17 protein-coding genes and 2 pseudogenes are annotated in these 20,304 nt (G+C 68.9%); 7 read left to right on the top strand and 12 right to left on the bottom strand.

All coding sequences use genetic code 11. From position 1 onward, the window contains the following. Positions 1-75: 75 nt before the first annotated feature. Positions 76-1,050 carry a PdxA family dehydrogenase gene (locus AC3A6Y_RS08045; RefSeq protein WP_487867663.1) on the top strand — a complete coding sequence of 325 codons (975 nt, stop codon included), beginning with the start codon at positions 76-78 and terminating at the stop codon, positions 1,048-1,050. Further along, a complete protein-coding gene (locus tag AC3A6Y_RS08040; RefSeq protein WP_487867662.1) occupies positions 1,047-2,081 on the top strand; it encodes a 2Fe-2S iron-sulfur cluster-binding protein in 1,035 nt (344 codons plus the stop codon). Before AC3A6Y_RS08045 ends, AC3A6Y_RS08040 begins: the two co-directional genes overlap by 4 nt. Here AC3A6Y_RS08040 and AC3A6Y_RS08035 read toward each other — a convergent pair. The 8 genes and pseudogenes from AC3A6Y_RS08035 to AC3A6Y_RS08000 form a co-directional block, all read right to left on the bottom strand. Next, positions 2,053-2,748, bottom strand: coding sequence for a DUF3025 domain-containing protein (locus tag AC3A6Y_RS08035; protein WP_487867815.1), 696 nt, complete (start codon positions 2,746-2,748; stop codon positions 2,053-2,055). The genes AC3A6Y_RS08040 and AC3A6Y_RS08035 overlap by 29 nt on opposite strands. A gap of 65 nt (positions 2,749-2,813) precedes the next feature. Further along, entirely contained in the window at positions 2,814-3,539 is a 726-nt protein-coding gene (locus AC3A6Y_RS08030) for an NYN domain-containing protein (protein ID WP_487867661.1), read from the bottom strand. Beyond that, a complete protein-coding gene (gene pyrC / locus AC3A6Y_RS08025) occupies positions 3,536-4,576 on the bottom strand; it encodes a dihydroorotase (protein WP_487867660.1) in 1,041 nt (346 codons plus the stop codon). Before pyrC ends, AC3A6Y_RS08030 begins: the two co-directional genes overlap by 4 nt. 122 nt (positions 4,577-4,698) lie before the next feature. Next, a pseudogene (locus AC3A6Y_RS08020) lies at positions 4,699-5,316 on the bottom strand (amino acid dehydrogenase); the annotation flags it as partial. Between the two features lie 279 nt (positions 5,317-5,595). Next, a pseudogene (locus AC3A6Y_RS08015) lies at positions 5,596-5,925 on the bottom strand (Glu/Leu/Phe/Val dehydrogenase dimerization domain-containing protein); the annotation flags it as partial. Positions 5,926-5,959: 34 nt separating this feature from the next. Continuing rightward, entirely contained in the window at positions 5,960-6,754 is a 795-nt protein-coding gene (locus AC3A6Y_RS08010; RefSeq protein ID WP_487867659.1) for an ABC transporter ATP-binding protein, read from the bottom strand. Then, positions 6,754-7,683 (bottom strand): ABC transporter permease, encoded by a 930-nt coding sequence (locus AC3A6Y_RS08005; protein WP_487867658.1) that lies wholly within the window; start codon positions 7,681-7,683, stop codon positions 6,754-6,756. Before AC3A6Y_RS08005 ends, AC3A6Y_RS08010 begins: the two co-directional genes overlap by 1 nt. Before the next feature lie 15 nt (positions 7,684-7,698). Beyond that, positions 7,699-8,676 carry an ABC transporter substrate-binding protein gene (locus AC3A6Y_RS08000; protein WP_487867657.1) on the bottom strand — a complete coding sequence of 326 codons (978 nt, stop codon included), beginning with the start codon at positions 8,674-8,676 and terminating at the stop codon, positions 7,699-7,701. Between the two features lie 201 nt (positions 8,677-8,877). On the opposite strand from AC3A6Y_RS08000, the gene AC3A6Y_RS07995 reads away from it, so the two are divergent. After that, positions 8,878-9,351, top strand: a complete 474-nt coding sequence (locus tag AC3A6Y_RS07995; RefSeq protein WP_487867656.1) for an Lrp/AsnC family transcriptional regulator — start codon at positions 8,878-8,880, stop codon at positions 9,349-9,351. 31 nt (positions 9,352-9,382) lie between these two features. On the opposite strand, the gene AC3A6Y_RS07990 is transcribed toward AC3A6Y_RS07995, so the two are convergent. After that, positions 9,383-10,843, bottom strand: a complete 1,461-nt coding sequence (locus tag AC3A6Y_RS07990) for a cytochrome P450 (RefSeq protein WP_487867655.1) — start codon at positions 10,841-10,843, stop codon at positions 9,383-9,385. 559 nt (positions 10,844-11,402) lie between these two features. On the opposite strand from AC3A6Y_RS07990, the gene AC3A6Y_RS07985 reads away from it, so the two are divergent. Together AC3A6Y_RS07985 and AC3A6Y_RS07980 are read left to right on the top strand one after the other, a co-directional pair. Next, complete coding sequence (locus AC3A6Y_RS07985) at positions 11,403-12,398, top strand: esterase/lipase family protein (protein WP_487867654.1); 996 nt, start codon at positions 11,403-11,405, stop codon at positions 12,396-12,398. 32 nt (positions 12,399-12,430) lie between these two features. Next, entirely contained in the window at positions 12,431-12,928 is a 498-nt protein-coding gene (locus tag AC3A6Y_RS07980) for a flavodoxin family protein (protein ID WP_487867653.1), read from the top strand. Positions 12,929-13,100: 172 nt separating this feature from the next. Here the strand turns inward: AC3A6Y_RS07980 and AC3A6Y_RS07975 are convergent, their stop codons facing one another. From AC3A6Y_RS07975 to AC3A6Y_RS07965, 3 genes are all read right to left on the bottom strand, one after another. After that, positions 13,101-13,835: an ABC transporter substrate-binding protein gene (locus AC3A6Y_RS07975; protein ID WP_487867652.1), complete on the bottom strand. Its 735-nt coding sequence runs from the start codon at positions 13,833-13,835 to the stop codon at positions 13,101-13,103. 62 nt (positions 13,836-13,897) lie between these two features. After that, positions 13,898-15,748 carry a type II toxin-antitoxin system HipA family toxin gene (locus AC3A6Y_RS07970; protein WP_487867651.1) on the bottom strand — a complete coding sequence of 617 codons (1,851 nt, stop codon included), beginning with the start codon at positions 15,746-15,748 and terminating at the stop codon, positions 13,898-13,900. Positions 15,749-15,882: 134 nt separating this feature from the next. Next, positions 15,883-16,830 carry a LysR family transcriptional regulator gene (locus tag AC3A6Y_RS07965; RefSeq protein ID WP_487867650.1) on the bottom strand — a complete coding sequence of 316 codons (948 nt, stop codon included), beginning with the start codon at positions 16,828-16,830 and terminating at the stop codon, positions 15,883-15,885. A 146-nt stretch (positions 16,831-16,976) separates the two neighbouring features. Here AC3A6Y_RS07965 and AC3A6Y_RS07960 point away from each other — a divergent pair, with 146 nt between their 5' ends. Continuing rightward, positions 16,977-19,100, top strand: coding sequence for a 3-hydroxyacyl-CoA dehydrogenase NAD-binding domain-containing protein (locus AC3A6Y_RS07960; protein WP_487867649.1), 2,124 nt, complete (start codon positions 16,977-16,979; stop codon positions 19,098-19,100). 13 nt (positions 19,101-19,113) lie between these two features. Further along, complete coding sequence (locus AC3A6Y_RS07955) at positions 19,114-20,304, top strand: acetyl-CoA C-acyltransferase (protein ID WP_487867648.1); 1,191 nt, start codon at positions 19,114-19,116, stop codon at positions 20,302-20,304.

Below are 20,304 nucleotides of genomic sequence, written 5' to 3'. Positions count from 1 at the left end.
CCGCGTGGCCGTCCGAAGGCGCGAAAGCCCCACGGTGGGCAGCGCAGCACACGCAATGACAAGCGCGGGGGCACGATGAGCATTGCGACGACACCACCCCGCCGCCTCGCGCTCGCCGCCGGCGATCCCAACGGCATCGGGCCCGAGATCGCGCTGAAGGCGCTGGCGGCGCTGGCGGCCGATGCGCGCCGGCGCATCACGCTCTTCGGGCCGCGCCGCGTGCTCGAGCGCACGGCGGTGCAGCTGGGCCTCGAAGCGATGCTGCCGACGCTGCGGCTGGTCGATGCCGGCGCGCTGCCGGCCCACGCCGCGCAGCCGGGCCGCATCGAAGCCGCGGCCGGCGCTTCCGCGGTGGCGTCGGCGAGCGCGGCCATCGAGGCGTGCCGGCGCGGCGACTTCGATGCCGTGGTGGCCTGCCCGCACCACGAGACCGCGATCCACCAGGCCGGCATCGCCTTCAGCGGCTATCCCTCGCTGGTGGCGCGCGTCTGCGGCCAGGGGGAAGACAGCGTGTTCCTGATGCTGGTCGGCGGCGGCCTGCGCATCGTGCATGCGACGCTGCACGAGAGCGTGCGCCATGCCCTGGACCGGCTGCAGCCCGAACTGATCGCCGCTGCCGTGCGCGCCGGTGTTCGGGCCTGTGCATTGCTGGGGGTGCCAGATCCGTCGATCGGCGTGTTCGGCATCAACCCGCACGCCTCCGAGGCCGGGCTCTTCGGGCCCGAGGACGAGGCCTGCGTGGCGCCGGCCGTGCGCGCCCTGCGCGCCGAGGGCCTTCGTGTCGACGGCCCGCAGGGCGCCGACGTGCTGCTGGCACAACGCCGGCACCAGCTCTACGTCGCGATGCTGCACGACCAGGGCCACATCCCCATCAAGCTGCTCGCGCCGAACGCGGCCAGCGCCCTCTCCATCGGCGCCGAGGTGCTGCTGTCCAGCGTGGGCCACGGCAGCGCGATGGACATCGCGGGGCGCGGCATCGCGGACCCGGGCGCGGTGCTGCGCACCATTCACCTCTTGTCGGGCCCGGGTCCGGGAGACACCACACCATGAGCCATCGCATCGCCATCGCCGGCAGCGACATCGCCTTCGACTGCGCGGAGAACCAGAGCGTGCTCGATGCCGCGCTGCGCGCCGGCATCGAGCTGCCCTACTCCTGCCGCAGGGGCGTGTGCGGCAACTGCGCCGGCGGCATCGCGCAGGGCGAGGTCGCCGGCCTCGAGGGCGCTTCGATCCGCAACGAGAGCTGCACGCCGGAGCAGGTGCTCTACTGCATGTGCACGCCGGCCACCGACCTGCAGATCCAGCCGGTGAGCTGGCATCGCATCGACCCCGGCGCGCGCAAGCGCTTCACGGCCAAGGTGTTTCGCAACCAGCTGGCGGCGCCCGACGTGTCCGTGCTTCAGCTGCGGCTGCCGGCGGGCCAGCGCGTGAAGTTCCACGCGGGGCAGTACCTGCAGCTCGCGGTGGGCGACGGCAGCACGCGCTGCTATTCGATGGCCAATGCGCCGCACGAGAGCGACGCGCTGACCCTGCACATCCGCCATGTGCAGGGCGGCGCCTTCAGTGCCCGCGTGCCGGCGCTGCAGCAGGGAGACCTGCTCGATGTCGAACTGCCCTTCGGCGCCGTGACGCTGGACGCCGCCTCGACGCGGCCCATCGTCTTCGTGGCCGGCGGCACCGGCTTCGCGCCCATCAAGTCCATCCTGGACGACATGGCGAAGCGCCGCATCGAGCGGCCGATCACGCTGATCTGGGGCGCGCGCCGCGCGGAAGGCATCTACCTGCGCTCGGCCGTGTCGAAGTGGCAGCGGCAATGGCCCGGGGCCTTCCGCTTCGTCGCCGCCCTGAGCGAGGAAAGCGGCGACGCCGAGCATGCCTTCCCGGGCCGCGTGGACCAGGCCTTGCAGGCCCACTGCCCCGAGCTCGCGGGCCACGAGCTCTACTGCTGCGGCTCGCCGGGCATGGTGCATGCGGTGCGCGAGTTGGCGCTGCAGAAGCTGGGGCTGGACGCCGCCGACTTTCACGCCGATGTGTTCGTCGACGGGCCGGCGCTCAGTCCTGCGGAGGCCGTGCCGGCCTGAAGACCGTTGGGTCGTCGTAGAACTCCGGCGCCTCGTTGGCGGCCCACCAGCCCGGCACGCCCAGCACGGGGAGCGGCGCGAAGGGCTTGCCGGCCAGGTGATCGGGTTCCAGGGCGGCCGCAATCGCGGCATCGTCGATCGCGATCGAGCGCACCGCGCCCGGTGCCCACAGCACATGCGCGGTGAGCGCCTTGCGCGGCGAAACCAGCTTTTCGAGCAGTGCATGGCCGAAGACCAGCAGGCGGGCCTCGCGCCACAGCGCGCGTTCGCGCACGAAGAGGCGCTGCCAGTCGCGCGCCAGCAGCGCCGCCCACAACGCAGCCGGCGCATCGAGCACCGCTCCGTTCTCGTCGAAGAGGGTCAGCGCATCGCGCAGGGGCCCGCGCGTGGCACCGATGCCGGCGCGCGCGATCTCGGCAGCCTGCAAGGCGTTGAGGCGTCGCTTGGCGCGCGGGAAATGCAGCCACGCCAGGCCGTTGAAGAGGTCATGCAGGTTGTCGCGCGTGGGCACCTGCGCAGTGCGGAAGATGAAGGCCTCGTAGGCTTCGCCGGGCGGCGCGGCGTCGGCCTGCACGAAGCGCAGGGGCCCGGCCGGCAGGTCGATGTCCGTGCCCTGGCCCGACAGCACGGCCGCCACGCCGGCACCTCGTGCCAGCGACGCGGCCATCGCCGCGGCCCGCGGCGCATAGGGCGCCAGCCAGGGCCGCGCCGGGTCGAAGCCCAGGGGCAGGTTCACGAGGCGGCAGGGCCGACGTACTGCACCTTGTTCGGCGTCTTCTCCGGCGTCAGCAGGAACAGCTCGGGAAATTTCTTGAACAGCTTGGGCGAGCTCGCGCTCTTGCCCAGCAGCTTGGCGCCGCGCAGCCGCTCGGCCGCGTGATTGAGCTCCAGCTTCGCGCCGCCGGCGAGTTCGGGCACCGCATCGAGGATGCGCAGCACGTCCTCCGGCAGCACCGGCGGCGGCGCGACTTCCTGGGCCTTGGCGCGCCGTGCGCGCGCGGGCCGCTTGGCGGCAGCAGGCCGGGCCGCGGACTGGTGCTGCAGATCGATGAAGCTGTCGTAGACCGCCACCGTCTCCTCGCCCGTCTTGCCCTGCTGGCCGATGCCGCAGACGCGGCAGCCCTTCTCGCGCAGGCGGATCACCAGCGGCGCGAAGTCGGAATCGGAAGACACCAGCACCACCAGCTCGGGCCGCTCGGCCACCACCAGGTCCATCGCATCGACCGCCAGCGCGATGTCGGTCGAGTTCTTGCCGGAGGCGAGGTTGACCATCGGCCGCACCGAGAGCCGCTTGAAGAGCGCCTGCTGCTTGAGCGCGGTCTCGGCGTTGCAGTAGGCGCGGCGCACGTGGATGGCGCCCTGGTCGGCGAGCGTGCGCTGCACCGCCTGCTCGATGACGTCGGCCGAGACGTTGTCGGCGTCGATCAGCAGCATCACGCGGCGGCCGGCGGCGCTCACAACAGCCTCCAGGCAACGGTCTCGCCGCCGCGCAGCGGCTTCAGCGTCGCCTCGCCGTAAGGCACGGTCTCGGGCACCGTCCAGGCCTCGCGCTGCAGGGTCACGGTGTCGCTGTTGCGCGGCAGGCCATAGAAGTCGGGGCCGTGGAAGCTGGCGAAGCCTTCGAGCTTGTCCAGCGCGCCGGCATTGTCGAAGGCCTCGGCATAGAGCTCGAGCGCCGTGAGCGCGGTGTAGCAGCCGGCGCAGCCCAGCGCATGTTCCTTGAGGTGCGCAGGATGCGGCGCGCTGTCGGTGCCGAGGAAGAAGCGCGGGCTGCCGCTGGTGGCCGCCTCGACCAGGGCCACGCGATGGGTCTCGCGCTTGAGCACCGGCAGGCAGTAGTAGTGCGGCCGGATGCCGCCGGTGAAGATGGCGTTGCGGTTGTAGAGCAGGTGGTGGGCGGTGATGGTGGCGGCGGTGAAGCGGTCCGCATCGCGCACGTAGTGGGCGCCCTCCTTCGTCGTCAGGTGCTCGAACACGATCTTGAGCTCCGGGAAGTCGCGGCGCAGCGGGATCATCACGCGCTCGATGAAGACGGCCTCGCGGTCGAACAGGTCGACCGCGGGGTCGGTCACCTCGCCGTGTACCAGCAGCAGCAGGCCGTGCTTCTGCATCGCCTCCAGCGTCGGGTAGGTCTTGCGGATGTCGGTGACGCCGGCATCGCTGTTGGTGGTGGCGCCGGCCGGGTACAGCTTGAGGGCGCAGACTCCCGCCGCGGCCGCTCGCCCGATCTCCTCCGGAGGGAGCTTGTCCGTCAGGTACAGCGACATGATCGGCTCGAAGTCCAGGCCCTCCGGCACGGCGGCGCGGATGCGGCCGCGGTAGGCCTTGGCCTGCTCGGCGGTGGTCACCGGCGGGCGCAGGTTGGGCATGATCAGCGCGCGGCCGAACTGGCGGGCCGAATGCGGCACCACGGCTTGCAGGGCCGCGCCGTCGCGTACGTGCAGGTGCCAGTCGTCGGGGCGGGTGAGGGTGAGGGTCTGGGCGGGGCTGGTCATGAGATGCATTGTCCCATTGCATCTTTCCGAGTTCACACCAAGACTCGCCCCACTCGCGCTTGAACACTTCGACCGGCATCCGGGACGGCGGCACGCCGCGCGGCCGCGGACGCTCGCGCGCCTCAGACGATCTGCGTCAACGCGTTCTCGAACGCGGTGCGGGCGATGCCGGTGCGTTGGCTGGAGCGCGCATGGCAGCGCTCCAGCGCCGCGGCCACGGTGGCCGAGACGTCGCCGAAGATCGCTTCATCCGAGATCTCGACATCGCCCTGCATCAGGAACGCGAACGCGCGCGCCATGCCGCAATTGGCGATGAAGTCGGGGATCACCGCGACACGCGAATCGGCGTGCTCGTAGATGGGGCCGTAGAAGATCTCGCGGTCGGCAAACGGCACGTTGGCGCCGCTGGACACGACTTCGAGTCCGCCCTCGATCAGCTGCTCGACCTGCTGCTGCGTCACCAGGCGGGACCCGGCGCAGGGCAGGAAGATCTCGGCCCCGACGCTCCACACCCGGCGATCGATCTCCTCGAACGAAAGCATGCCCTGGGCGGCAAGCTGGTTGCCCTTCTTTTCAAGGAACAGGGTGCGGATCTGCTCGAAGCTGAAGCCCTCGGCATCGAGCAGCCCGCCCTCGCGGTCGATGATGCCGACCACGCGCGCGCCGGCCTGCGCCAGGTAGTAGGCCGCGGTCGAGCCGACGTTGCCCCAGCCCTGCACGATGACGCGCTTGCCGGCCACCTGGCCACCGTAGAGCCGCAGGTAGTGCAGCACCGATTCGGCCACGCCCCAGCCCGTGATCAGGTCCGCCACCAGGTACTTGCGTGCGGGCTCGGGCGTGTAGCGCGGGTCCTCCACCACCTTGGCCACGCCCATGCGCAGCTGGCCGACCTTCTGGATGCGCTCGCTGTCGCTCGGCACGAAGTGCCCGTTGACCACGCCCTCCTGGGGATGCCACAGGCCATAGCTCTCGGTGATCGGGATCACCTCGTGCACCTCGTCGACGTTGAGGTCGCCGCCGGTGCCGTAGTAGGTCTTGAGCAGCGGCGTCACGGCCTTGTACCAGCGCTTGAGCACGTCGTTCTTGCGCGGATCGGCCGGATCGAAGTCGATGCCCGACTTGGCGCCGCCGATGGCGGGACCGGACACGCTGAACTTCACCTCCATCGTCTTGGCCAGCGACTCGACCTCGCGGCGGTCCAGGCCCGGGCGCATGCGCGTGCCGCCCCCGGCGGCGCCGCCGCGCAGGGAGTTGATGACGACCCAGCCCTTGGCGGGCGTCTCGGCATCGTGCCATTCGAAGACGATCTCGGGCGCCTTGTTCTCGAAACGGGTCAGCAGTTCTTTCATCTCGGTCTTTCAGGATTCTGGGGATTCGGTGCGTTCAGGCGAGCAGCAGCTTGTCGTCGTCGAGCTTCTCGCCGCGGGTCTTCTCGAACATGTGCAGCAGGTCGGGCACGTCCATGCGGGCGCGCTCGGAGCCCTCGACGTCGAGGATCACGCGGCCTTCGTGCAGCATCACCGTGCGCGTGCCGTAGTCGAGCGCCTGGCGCATGCTGTGCGTGACCATCATGGCCGTCAGCTTGCCGGCCTCGACGATCTTGGCCGTGAGTTCGAGCACGAATGCGGCCGTCTTCGGATCGAGCGCCGCGGTGTGCTCGTCGAGCAGCAGGATGCGCGAAGGCTGCAGCGATGCCATCAGCAGGCTCACGGCCTGGCGCTGTCCGCCCGAGAGCAGGCCCATGCGGTCGGCCAGGCGGTTCTCGAGCCCGAGCTCGAGGATGCTGAGCTTCTCGCGGAAGCGCTCGCGCAGCCTGCGCGTCAGCGAAAAGCCGAAGCCGCGGCGCGCGCCCCGCTTCCATGCCAGCGCCATGTTCTCCTCGATCGTCAGCGCCTCGCAGGTACCGGCCATCGGGTCCTGGAAGACGCGTGCGACCAGGTCGGAGCGCTGCCAGGCCGAGCGGCGGGTGACTTCGCTCTCGTCGATGTGGATGCTGCCGCGGTCGACCATCAGGTCGCCGCTGATCGCATTGAGAAAGGTCGACTTGCCGGCCCCGTTGGAGCCGATGACGGTGACGAACTGCCCCGTGGGAATGCTCAGGTCCAGCCCGCGCAGCACGCGGTTCTCGATCGGCGTGCCGGGGTTGAAGGTGATTTCCAGGCCTTTGGCGCGCAGCATTACTTGGCCTCCTCGACGGCGACTGTGGGGTTGGCGCGTACGCCGGGCCACAGGGCGGCCAGCTTGCGCTTGTAGGCGGGCACGAGCAGTGCGAAGGCGACCAGCACGGCAGTGACCAGATTCAGATCCTGGGCCTGCAGGCCGATGAAATCGCTGTTGAGCGCCAACGCGATGAAGAAGCGGTAGAGCACCGCCCCGAGCACGCACGCCAGCGTCGTGACGACCAGGCTGCGGGCCGGCAGGATGGTCTCGCCGATGATCACCGCGGCCAGGCCGACGACGATGGTGCCGATGCCCATGGAGATGTCCGCCCCGCCCTGCGACTGCACGAAGAGCGCGCCGGCCAGCGCGACCAGCCCGTTCGACAGCGCCAGCCCCCAGACCGTCAGCCGGTCGGTCGAGATGCCCTGCGCCCGTGCCATGCGCGGGTTGCCGCCGGTGGCGCGCATCGCGAGGCCCGTCTCCGAGGCGAAGAACAAGTCGATGAGCACCTTGGCCGCGGCCACGATCGCCAGCAGCACCAGCGGCTTGAGCCAGTAGTCGGGCAGGCCGCCGAACTGGAGCAGGCTGAACACCGTGGGGTCGTCGATCAGCGCCACGTTGGGCTTGCCCATGATGCGCAGGTTGACCGAGTACAGCGCGATCATCACCAGGATGCTCGCGAGCAGCTGCATGATGCGCAGCCGCACGTTGAGCCATGCGGTGAGGTAGCCCGACATTGCGCCGGCGAGCATCGCGGCCGCCGTCGCGGCAAACGGATTCCAGCCCGTGACGATCAGCGCCGCGGCCACGGCGCCGCCGAGCGGGAAGCTGCCGTCCACCGTCAGGTCGGGAAAATTGATGATGCGGAACGAGAGGTACACGCCCAGCGCGACCAGCCCGAAGATCAGGCCGATCTCGATGGCACCCAGGGAAGCAATGAGCGACATGTCTGGTGCGCCCGCTTACTTGACCACCACCTGGGCCGACTTGAGCAGTTCGTCGGACAGCGTCACGCCCTGCTTCAGGGCCGCACCCGGATTGACGTGCAGTTCGAAGGTCTTGCTGGTCTGCGACGCGATCGTGCCGGGCGCCTGGCCCTGGAGGATGCGCACGACGATCTTGCCGGTCTGCTGGCCGATGTCGTAGTAGTTCAGGCCCAGCGCCGCCACGGCGCCGCGCTTGACCGCGTCCGTGTCCGCCGCGACCACCGGAATCTTCGCCTGCTGGGCCACCTTGACGATGCCCTCGAAGGCCGACATCACGTTGTTGTCGGTGGGCGCGTAGATCACGTCCACCTTGCCCGCCAGGCTCTGCGCGGCGCTGGCCACGTCGACGGTGCGCGCGGCGGCGCCTTCCACCAGCGTCATGCCGGCGGCCGGCGCGGCCTTCTTCAGCGCGTCGACGATGGCCACCGAATTGGCTTCGCCCGGGCTGTAGATCACGCCGACGCGCTTCGCGCCGGGAAGGACCCGCTTGATGAGGTCGAGGTGCTTGTCCAGCGGCGAGAGATCGGACACGCCGGTGACGTTGGTGCCCGAGGCCTCCCAGGTCTTGACCAGCTTGGCGGCGACCGGGTCGGTCACCGCGCTGTAGACGACCGGGATGTCCTTGCTCGCGGCGACCACGGCCTGCGCGGAGGGCGTGGCGATGGCGACGATCACGTCCGGCCGCTCGCCCACGTACTTGCGGGCGATCTGCGCCGCGGTGCCGTTGTTGCCCTGCGCGGACTGGTACTGGAATTTCAGGTTCTTGCCGACTTCGAAGCCGGCGGACTTCAGCTCGTCCTTGACGCCGTCACGCACGGCATCGAGCGCCTTGTGTTCGACGATCGCCGTGACCGCCACCGACTTCTCGGCGGCGAGGGCGGGCGCGGCGATCGCCGTCGCGGCTGCGGCAGCAATGAGGGCCAGGGAGGAACGCAGGAAAGAATGTTGCACCATGAGGTCCTTGTGAGAAATAGTCGGCGTGGTTCAGTTGAGAAAGCCACTCCGGCCGAAGATCTGTTTGATCTCCATCGCCGAGCCGCTTTCCAGGTGGAGAAGTGTGAACTTCCGCCCAAAAAATCTGCTTTCATCCCATATGGGGAGGAACCCTCAGGCAAGCAACATAATTTCTCCATTCAACGTTAATAGGAGACGAACTTGCATGACATCGAACTCGACCGCACCGACCGCAAGATCCTGGCCTTCCTGCAGGAGCATGGGCGCGCGTCCAACCTGGAGTTGGCGGGGGCCGTCGGCCTGTCGCCGGCGCAATGCCACCGGCGCCACCGGCGGCTGGAGGAAGCCGGCTTCATCGCCCGCTACGAGACGCGCCTGGACCCCGCGCGCCTCGACCTGAACGTGGTGGCCTTCATCCTCGTCGCGATGGAGAAGGGGCATATTCGCGACCTGTCGAAGTTCACCGACGTGGTGATCGACATGCCGGAGGTGCTGGAGTGCTACTCCATCACCGGGGACTACGACTTCGTGATGAAGGTCATCGCCCGCGACCTGAAGGGGCTGTCGCGCTTTTTGATCGACAAGCTGATGCGCTTGCCTGGCGTGGACGGGGTGCGGTCCAGCGTTTGCCTGGACGAGTTCAAGTGCACGAGCTCGCTGCCGTTGCCGGAATGAGCACGCGGGTGCTCGCCGCAGGATTCCTGTCTTAGCCGGGCTTTGCTCGGGCGCCCGTCGTCAGGCGCATGCGCAAGCCGACCGGATGCATGGTGAACTCCAGGATCTCCTCCGGCGGCGTGCCGTCCGGCGTCGACACGTCGAGCAGCTGGAAATCGTGCGCGAGCATGCTCAGGACCAGGTTGATCTCGAGCATGGCCAGATACCGCCCCGGGCAGAGTCTTGGCCCGGCGCCGAACGGCATCGATACGCGCTTGGGCGAGTGAACGGAGCCGGCGTTGTCCGCGAGCCAGCGTTCGGGCCGGAACTCGCTCGCGGCCTCGACGACGGACTCGTCGACAGCGGCAGGCCGCATCGCGAGAAAAAGCCGTGTTCCCTTCGGGATGCGAACGTCCCGGATCGCCGTGTCTTCGATGGCATCGAGGATCAGGAGCGGCGCAACGGGCCGAAGGCGCATCGCCTCGCTGGCGCAGGCCTCGGCGTACCTCAGCGACCTGAGCTGCTCGACGGACTGTGCGACGGGCTCCTCTTTCAAGACGGCGCGGGCTTCGTCGACAAGACGAACCCATGCCGCCGGGTGCTGGTGAAGAAGGTAGATGGTCCAGGCGAGCGTGTTGGCGGTGGTGTCTTCCGAAGCGCTGAGCATGGTGAAGACATTGCCGGTGATGTCGGCTTCGCTCAGCGCGCTGCCGTCGGCGTCGCGCGCGGCGAGCATGGCTTCGAGCAGGTCGGTGGGCTGCTCGCGTCTCGCCGGGTCCTGCCGCAGGCGCTCGCGCGCCTGCTCGACGATGTCCTTGATGACCCGGTGGATCGCCGCGATGTGCCTGTCGTAGGCAATGTCCGATGGCAGGCGAAAGTAGCGCCAGTACGGAAACGGCAGGTTCATTCGGCGAAACAGCATCGGGAACATGTGCTTCAGGTGCTCGTGCAGGTCGCTTCTTTCGTCTTCGATGGTGTTGATGTCGATGCCGAAGGAAATGCCGGATGCCGCGTCCACCGAATACCGCATCAGTTCGGCCTGCAGGTTCATCACCGTTCCCGCGTGTGCGGCGACGATCCACCGGTTGCGCAGGCGCCTGGTCACGCGAACGAGGGAGGGCATGTAGTTGCGCAGGTGCTCGGGGTCGAAGCCCGTCATGACCATCCGGCGTTGGCGGCGCCACTCGTCGCCCTCGGCGGCGAACACGCCGAATGCGTTGGATTCCCGCGCGATGGAGGCAAAGTTGGCGGGACGGCTCCAGGTCTCGGGACGGGCTCGCAAGACGGCCGCGATGTCCTCGGCCTTGGTGATGACGACGACGTCCTGCTTCGCCATCTTGAGGCGGTAGATGTCGCCGTAGGTCTTGGCCCAGCCCTCGAGCTGACGATGCAGCTGAGGGACTTTCATCTGCAGAAGGTTGCCCGCGAGAGGCCACTGTCTCGGACCCGGCAGCTCGTCGATCGAGGTGGGCCGCTGCGCTTTGGCGGCGGGGCGCTCGGAGACAGCACTCATCCCTTTTCTCCTCGGCTTGATGCGACGGCGATGTCTTGCAAATCCCGAAGCGTCGTGCATCGTACGCCGCCGCCTCCAGGGCAGCAATGCGGAACCTGAACGGCGCGGCCATCGCCTGTGCAGACCCGGTTCGCGCCTCGTGGAACCCGAAGCCTGGTTCCTCGTTTCAGGTCTTCAATGCGCCTTCGAATCGATGCGTCACCACCTGGGCAAGATTCGCTCGCCAGGCAGGATGTCGTACGGGTCTGTCCAGCCCGCAATGGCCCGAACGCGCTCGAGCCAGGCCTGGACATGCGGGAAGCGGCCCGCGATCTCGTACCCGCTCTCGTCCACGGATAAAAGAGATAGCCGCACATGGAGATGTCGGCAATGCTTTCGCGAAGCCAGGCCATGACCGCCGGTTCCGGCGCAGTCGCACCGAAGGCCTTCATGAACCGATAGCTCGCGAAATAGCGCCCGGGATGGGTGACGCCCGCAACGGCCGCTCTCTGCCGCGGCGAGCCTTGCCAGCACCGCCTTTCACCGGCATCATCCCGGCCCCAGAGGAAGGAGACCGCCGATGAGAACGTGGATTCGCCATGCCGCCGCCCTGGCAACCCTTGCCGCCGCTGCTGCCGTACAGGCGGCAGGCACCGTGGGCAACACGCTGCCGACGGGCTTCCCTTCGATCGAAGACACCTCCCTGGCCAAGCCGCTCATCGGCTTCGGTGCCGCCGGCGCGGTGACGCGAACGCCGGTCATCCTCATCCACGGCAACAACGACACGCCCTTCCCCACCGCCTGCAGCCCCTTCGGCCGCATCCAGGCGCTGGCACAGTTCCTCGCGGACAACGGCTATTCCACCAGCGAGCTCTGGGGCGTGGGCTACCAGGGCGACCAGTGCGACCTGGCCGCCGACCAGACGCGCCGCTCGAGCATCGCCCACACCAACGCGGCCAACGTGCCCGACCTGCGCCGCTTCGTGCGTGCGGTGATGGATTTCACGGGCGCGAAGCGCGTGGACATCGTCGCCCACAGCCTGGGCGTGACGCTGGCGCGCGAATGGATGCGGCAGGACGAGGCGCACGACATGGTGCGCCGCCTGGTGGCCATCGACGGCCCCAACCACGGCATCATCAATTGCTCCCCGGACCCCGCGAACTACTTCCAGGCGCCGGCGGCAGGCGGCTTCACGCCGGCGAGCGAGGTGTGCCAGGAACTGGGCTCGCCCGACACGCCCTTCCTGCGCCTGCTGAACGGCCGCCACGGCAGCCGCGAGAACGAGGGGCCCACGCGCGTTCTGGTCATTCGCAACGGCGATGCCAGCTTCGTCTACTTCCCGGTCCAGGACGGCGTGATCGCACCGGTGCCCGCCGTCGACTCGTTCGGCAAGCCCAACGACTTCTCGACGAGCGCCAGCCTGCGCGGCGCGCGCGAGCTCGTGCTCACGGGGCAAGGCGCCTACGACGCCATCCTGCGCACCGGCCACCTCGGCATCCTGAATTCGCCGCAGACCTGGCAGGCCACGCTCGACTTCCTCACCGACCGGCCCAGGGGCAAGGACAAGGACGACTGATCGCCCGGACCCGGGCCGCTATGCTGGGCGGCATGGATCCGAAGACCCTGCTCGTGGTCTATCACACGATGACCGGCGGCACCGCGCAGATGGCGCAGGCCGCGGCCGAGGGCGCGCGCTCCGAAGCCGGCGTCCAGGTGCGCCTGCTGCGCGCGCCGGAGGCGCAGCCCGAAGACGTGCTGGGGGCGGACGGCTACGTGTTCGCGACGCCCGAGAACCTTGCCGCGATGGCCGGGCTGATGAAGGACTTCTTCGACCGCTGCTACTACGCCGCACTCGACCGCCTGAACGGCCGGCCCTACGCCACGCTGATCTGCGCCGGCAGCGACGGCCAGAATGCCGCGCGGCAGCTCGAGCGAATCGCCACCGGCTGGCGCCTGAACGCCATCGCGCCGGCATTGATCGTCTGCACCCATGCGCAGACGCCCGAGGCGATCGCGCGGCCCAAGCAGATCGGCGCCGATGATCTTGCGAAATGCCGCGAGCTCGGCGCCGCGCTCGCGGCGGGGATGGCGCTGGGCGTGTTCTGATGACGATGGCCGCAAACCCTCCTGGGCCGCACGCAATGAACACCGCCCTCGTCCGCGGCTTCTTCCGACCACGGGGCGATGTTGCGGCGCCTGGTCGACGTGTGTACCGATCCGGTGGGGCGGGTGAACGCGCCGGCGCCGGGCGGCGTCGAGCCGGCCCTGCGAACAGCCCCTACGCCGCAGGCGCCACGATCGCGCCCTTGATGCCGTGGCGCTGCAAGGCGCCGCTCACGAAGCCGCTGGACTTCATGGACTCGACGAAGCTTGCAAGCAGAGCGGCGGCGGGCTCCCCTCGGCTGATCGGCACCCCCATCGCCTGCCGGATCTCCATGAAGCGGCCGGGAAGCAGGCGCAACCCACCCAGGCGCGCCGCGTCGGCTTCGAGTTGCTGCTTCACGCCGGCAGCGACGTCGGCGTTTTCGGAGAGAAAGCAATCGACGACGGCGGGCGAGGTCGGCGCACGTTCGATGCCGGCCGCCTTCAACTCGCGCGTGAGATACAGGTCGTAGGCACTGCCCTTCCCGACCATGACACGGACGCCGGCCCGGTCGACCTCGTCGTTCGACGCCATGGGCGAGCCCTCCTTCACGAGATAGGCACCCTCGATCAGCACATAAGGTGCCGTGAAGCGGATGCCCTGCCCGCGCAAGGGGTCCACGGCAAAGAAGCCGATGTCGGCCTGCTCGGCGGTCACGGCCTCGACGGACTTGCCGGCGGTGTCGAACACGACCAGTTCGAGCGGAACGCCCAGCTGTGCGGCGAAGGCGCGCGCCAGGTCGATCGACACCCCCTCGGGCTCGCCGGTTCCGGCATTCCGCTTTGCCAGGATGGGATTGCCGAGATTGATGGAGGCGCGCAGGACGCCGGTGGGCGTGAAGGCTTTGACGATGGCGGGGTCTGTAGGCATGAGCAGGTCCGGTCGGGGTCAGGTCTTGAGGATGCCGCTGATTTTCTTGAAGTTGCGCAAGACTACTCGAAGGCCGCCACACGCCCCCGACAGAGATCCAGGGTCCTCGCGACAGTGGCTTGCACATCGGCCTCCAGCGCGAGGCCCGACGGAAGGATCAGGGCGTCGAGTCCCTGCCGCAGGCGCTGCAGCACGTCGTCGATGGCGGCCTGCGCATCCGTTGCCCGCAGCCCCGCGATGCTGCCGAGCGCCGCGAAGTCGGCCCGCTGCAGCCGCTCGTCCTTGCCGTTGAGCTTCAGCGCCATGCGGTCGTGCTCCAGGCCGGGAAAGGCACGCGTGCTCAAGGCGTCGTAGACGGGCGCGAGGCGGACTTCGCTGAACGCCGGCCCTTCGCCGCGGGCAATCTTCAGAAGGGCCAGGTTCTTCAGGTGCAGGTCGCCGTCGCCGATGAGCCAGGCGAACAGGACACGGCGAAGCAGCAACAGCAGGTCTTCCTCGGGGGCCGTGGACAAGGCGCGAACGGCCCGCGCGACACGTTCGAGGGGCCCGGCGTACTTCTGCTCAGGCTCGAGATCCAGCGCCGAGCACATGTCCTCCATGGCCAGCCAACGCGTATCGCCCGGCTGATCGCGGATGTCGAAGCGCTCGACCAGCAGGGCCGCAGGCATGCCGTCCGGCATGGGAACCAGCGCCGTCTGCGGTGCGGGAAGGCCGCAGGCGCGCGCGAGCGCCAGGCCGATCCACTCGATGAGCGGCAATGCTTCGAAGGCGCCCGTTCCGGCGGGCTTGAGGATGTGCGTGAACGGCAGCGTCACGCTGGGCACCAGCTTTCCGTCCGCGTCCAGATGCATGGGGGCCTTGATCTGCACGCCGGAGAGGCGCGGCGTTTCGGCGTTCGCGAAGAGCGCGGCCAGCCGGTGCTCGAAGTCCCGCTCGACGGCGCTCCTGCCGGGGCCGGCGTAGGCGCCGGTGAAGAGCCCGTCGCGGGTGAAGGCAGCGAGCTTGTGGGTCAGGACGTCCGCGGGCAATGCCGACAACTCGTCCACCGTCGCGGCGACGGTGATGTTCGACATGTAGCGCTTGCCTGAACGCAGCAGGGCGCGTTCGTCGCGGCGGCCCTTCAGAACCGACTCGAGCCAGCCCTCGGGCAGCAGGGAGACGATGAAGGGCGGCAGCTTTCCCGGCACGGTTTGCCGCACGACCGGCGGCAGCCGCGCGCCTTCCTGGTTTGCCGACCAGCGCCATTCGAAACCATCGTGCGCGAGCGTGCCGATGGGCCGTCCGTGCCAGGCCACGAGAAGATCGAAGGCAGCCTCGTTCCGGACGGCCACGGCCGTGGGGCGACGCAACAGGAACTTTTGTGCCGCCTCGGCTTCGCGATACCACTCGTTCTCGCGCGCAAGCGCCCAGATGGCGTCGCCGGCCCCCTTGACGTCGCCGTACTCCTCGATGAGCCGCGCCGAAAGCGCCTCGCGCATGGCCGGGTCGATGGACATCGCGTGCTCGCTGCGCCGACGAAAAGCCTCGAGGAAGCGCTGCCGTACGGCAGAGACTTGAACGCTGAACTCGCCGAGACTGTCGGCGATCGAGGCGCTGGCGACCGAAGGGTTCGCCGGCGCCTTGTTCTGGATGATTTCCAGGGCGCGGATGCGGGTGCGCTGAACCCGCTGGCCGGACAGGTAAAGGCGGCCGTCGCGGGTGGGGCCGAGCAGGATGGCGCTCGCGCCGGACAAATAGGCCTTCGGGTACAGGTAGCGCGCGATGCGCACGGCGTGCGCGAGGACGGTTTGATCGATGTCGTCGTCGCCCGCGTCTGCATAGATGCCTCGCATGAGCTGGACGAGCTTGCCCGTTTCGGCCTGGTAGTGGCTGCGCGTCTTGTCGATGTTCTCGCCGACGAGGTGGAGGGGCACGTCTAACTTTTGCGTGTTTCAGATACGGGAAAGTTAGCATTCAGAGCGAGAATATGCAAGTTTTCTAACTTTCCCGTACTTCAAACACGAAAAAGTTAGTCATGGAGGCCGAGCAAGGGCTCCACTGACGTGCGCTATCGGGGCAGGGGCTGGGCCGCTGCAGGCGCCTGCAAGGCACCGCCTCCGCCCGTCGAACCCGCCCGAGCCCGCTCCAGGATGAACTCGATGAAGGTCCGGGTCGCCCGCGTGTGCTGGCGGTTCGGCATGTAGAGCATGAACATCTGCGTGCCGAAGATGCTCAGGCGCCAGTCGTCCAGCGTGGTCACCACCTCGCCCCGCCGCACGTCGTCCTGCACCACGTAGTCGGGCACCAGCCCGATGCCCAGGCCGGCGAGAACGGCCTGGCGCAGGAACAGGAAGTTCTCGGAGATCAGCGTGGGCTCCAGCACCACCTCGCGACGCTCCTCGCCCTGGTAGGCCGAGATGCGCAGCTGCTTGCCGATCACGGCCGCGGTGACCACCGGCGCACCGCTGAGCTGGTCGAGCTGCGTGGGCAGCGCGTGCGCCTGCGCGTAGGCGCGCGAGGCGCAGGCCACGTAGCGCACCGGCCCCAACGCGCGGGCCACCAGGTTCTGCGGCGGCTCGGGGATCACGCGGATGGCAATGTCCACCTCGTCGCGCAGCAGGTCCTCGATGCGGTTCTCGAACAGCACGTCGAGCACGATGCCGGGGTACAGCCGCTTGAAGTCGATCAGCCAGTCCGACATCACGAGCTGCCCGTAACCGCTGGGCACGCTGAGCCGCACCCGCCCCACCAGCCCTTCGCCCAGCGCGGTGGCCGACTCGCGCGCCGCCTGCAGCTCGTTCTGGATGGCCACGCCATGCTGATAGAGCCGCTGGCCGATCTCCGTGGCCTCGGCGCGGCGCGTGGTGCGGCGCACGAGCTGGGCGCCGACCGAGCGCTCGAGCTGGTTCAGGTGATAGCTCACGTTCGCGCGGCTCATCTTGAGCCGGCGCGCGGCCTCGCTCAGGTTGCCGGCATCGAGGATCTCGACCAGCAGGGTGAGGGATTGCAAGTCCATGAAGATCGGCGCATTGTGTCAAAAATTCTTTGACAGTCTGTCAACCGGCCATGCAATTGTCAAAGCGCCATGGCTGTCCAAGAATGCGGGGTTCCCCCCAAGCCCCAGCGAACCGGCGCAGGTTCGCCCCCCAGGAGACACGCAGCATGGCCACGAACGCCTCCCCCGAACTCGTCACCTTCCAGCGCCAGGCCGATGTGCTGGTCGTCACCATCGACAACCCGCCCGTCAATGCGCTCGGCGTGGACGTGCGCCGCGGCCTGGTGGCCGCCATCGACGCGGCGGAGGCCGACGGTGCCGCAGCCGCGGTGCTGATCGTCGGCGCCGGCCGCAACTTCATCGCGGGTGCCGACATCCGCGAGTTCGGCAAGCCACCGCAGCAGCCTTCGCTGCCCGAGGTCTGCAACCGCATCGAGAACTGCAGCAAGCCGGTGGTCGCCGCCATCCACGGCGCCGCGCTCGGCGGCGGACTGGAAATCGCGCTGTCGGCGCATTACCGCCTGGCCGTGCCCTCCGCCAAGCTGGGCCTGCCCGAAGTGCAGTTGGGCCTGATGCCCGGCTCCGGCGGCACCCAGCGCGCGCCGCGCCTGATCGGCGTGAAGGCCGCGCTGGACCTGATGCTGAGCGGCCGCCACGCCGGCGCCAAGGAAGCGCTGGCCCTGGGCCTGATCGATCGCCTGGGCGAAGGCGCCGATGCGCTGGCCGAAGGGCTGGCCTATGCGAAGGAACTGGCCGCGGCCAAGGCACCTGTGCGCCGCACGCGCGACGCAAGCGCTGCGCTCGCCGACAAGGACGCCCAGCGCACGGCGCTGGAAACCGCCCGCGCCGAGACCGCCAGGAAGAGCCGCGGCCTGTTCTCCCCGATGAAGATCATCGAAGCCACCGAGGCCGCGCTCTCGCAACCCTTCGACGAAGGCATGGCGCTGGAGCGCCAGCTCTTCATGCAATGCATCGACAGCCCGCAGCGCGCCGGGCTGATCCACGCCTTCTTCGCCGAGCGCGAAGTCCTCAAGGCCCCCGAGACCAAGGCCGCCAAGCCGCGCGCCATCGAATCCTGCGGGATCGTCGGCGGCGGCACCATGGGCGCGGGCATCGCGGTCGCCATGCTCGATGCCGGCCTGCCCGTGACGATGATCGAGCGCGACGAGCCCAGCCTCGCACGCGGCCGCGCGCACGTCGAGAAGGTGTACGACGGCCTGATCCAGAAGGGCCGCATGACGGCCGAGGCCAAGGCGGCGGTGATGGCGCGCTTCGCGGGCTCGACCGCCTACGACGCGCTCGCGAAGGCCGACCTGGTGGTGGAGGCGGTGTTCGAGGACATGGCGGTCAAGAAGGCCGTCTTCGCCGAGCTCGACCGTGTGTGCAAGCCCGGCGCGGTGCTCGCCACCAACACCTCCTACCTCGACATCGACGAGATCGCGGCCAGCATCTCGCGCCCGGGCGACGTGCTGGGCCTGCACTTCTTCTCGCCGGCCAACATCATGAAGCTGCTGGAGATCGTGGTGCCGGCGAAGGTCAGCGCCGACGTGGTCGCCACCGGCTTCGAGCTGGCGAAGAAGCTGAAGAAGACGCCGGTGCGCGCCGGCGTGTGCGACGGCTTCATCGGCAACCGCATCCTCGCCGTGTACCGCCAGGCCGCGGACTACATGGTGGAAGACGGCGCCTCGCCCTACCAGATCGACAAGGCGGTGCGCGAGTTCGGCTACCCGATGGGCCCCTTCCAGGTGTCCGACCTGGCCGGCGGCGACATCGGCTGGGCCACGCGCAAGCGCAAGGCCGCCACCCGCGACCCGAAGGCGCGCTACGTGCAGATCGCCGACCGCATCTGCGAGCGCGGCTGGTTCGGCCAGAAGACCGGCCGCGGCTACTACCTGTACCCCGAAGGCGCGCGCACCGGCACGCCGGACCCGGAGGTCGAGGCCATCATCGACGCCGAGCGCCGGCGCGCCGGCATCGCGCCGCGCACGTTCACCGACGAGGAAATCATGCGCCGCTACATGGCCGCGATGATCAACGAAGGGGCCAACGTCGTGCATCAGCGCATCGCGCTGCGCCCGCTGGACGTGGACGTGACCTTCCTCTACGGCTACGGCTTTCCGCGCCACCGCGGCGGGCCGATGAAGTACGCCGACACGGTGGGCCTGCCGAAGGTGCTGGCCGACATCCGCGAGTTCGCCAAGGAAGACCCGCTGTTCTGGAAGCCCTCGCCGCTCTTGGTGGAGCTGGTCGAACGCGGCGCCGATTTCTCGAGTCTCAATCAATCCGAGTAAGGAGACAAACATCATGCGCGAAGCCGTCATCGTTTCCACCGCCCGCACCCCGCTGACCAAGGCGCACCGCGGCGAATTCAACATCACGCCCGGCCCCACGCTCGCCGCCTTCGCGGTGCGCGCCGCGGTGGAGCGCTCGGGGCTGGACCCGGCGCAGATCGAGGACGCCATCCTCGGCTGCGGCTACCCCGAGGGCACCACCGGCCGCAACGTGGCGCGCCAGACCATCGTGCGCGCCGGGCTGCCCATCAGCATCGCCGGCACCACGGTCAACCGCTTCTGCGCCTCGGGCCTGCAGGCCATCGCGATGGCGGCGGGCCGCATCGTGGTCGAGGGCGCGCCGGCCATGATCGCGGGCGGCGTGGAGAGCATCTCGCAGATCCGCACCCGCAGCGCCACCGACAGCGGCGACTCCGGGATGGACCCGTGGATCGTCGAGCACAAGCCCGCGCTCTACCTGTCGATGATCGAGACCGCCGACATCGTGGCCCAGCGCTACAACATCAGCCGCGAGGCGCAGGACCGCTTCTCGGCCGAGAGCCAGCGCAAGACCGAGGAGGCGCAACTCGCCGGCCGCTACAAGGAAGAGATCGTCTCCTGCACCACCACCATGGCGGTGACCGACAAGGAGACCAAGCAGGTCAGCCACAAGGAAGCGACGGTCGACGTCGACACCTGCAACCGCCGCGGCACCACCTACGAGGCGCTGGCCAAGCTGGAGCCGGTGATGGGCGCCGGCAAGTTCGTCACGGCCGGCAATGCCTCGCAGCTTTCCGACGGCGCCTCGGCCTGCGTGCTGATGGAGGCCAAGGACGCGGAGCGCGCCAACCTCAAGCCGCTGGGCGCCTTCCGCGGCCTCGCGCTGGCCGGCTGCGAGCCCGACGAGATGGGCATCGGCCCGGTGTTCGCCGTGCCGAAACTGCTGGCGCGCAACGGCCTGAAGGTCGACGATATCGACCTCTGGGAACTCAACGAGGCCTTTGCCTCGCAGTCCATCTACTGCCAGGAGAAGCTCGGCATTCCGTCCGAGCGTCTCAATGTCGATGGCGGCGCGATCTCGATCGGCCACCCCTTCGGCATGACGGGTGCGCGGCTCGCGGGCCACGTGCTGATCGAAGGTCGCCGCCGCGGCGCCAGGTACGCGGTGGTGACGATGTGCATCGCCGGCGGCATGGGCGCGGCGGGCCTGTTCGAAATCTATTGA

The organism is Variovorax sp. Soil_C_17, assembly GCF_057657265.1.
Note: the sequence above shows the minus strand (reverse complement) of the source record. Positions and strands in the feature narration are given on the sequence as shown.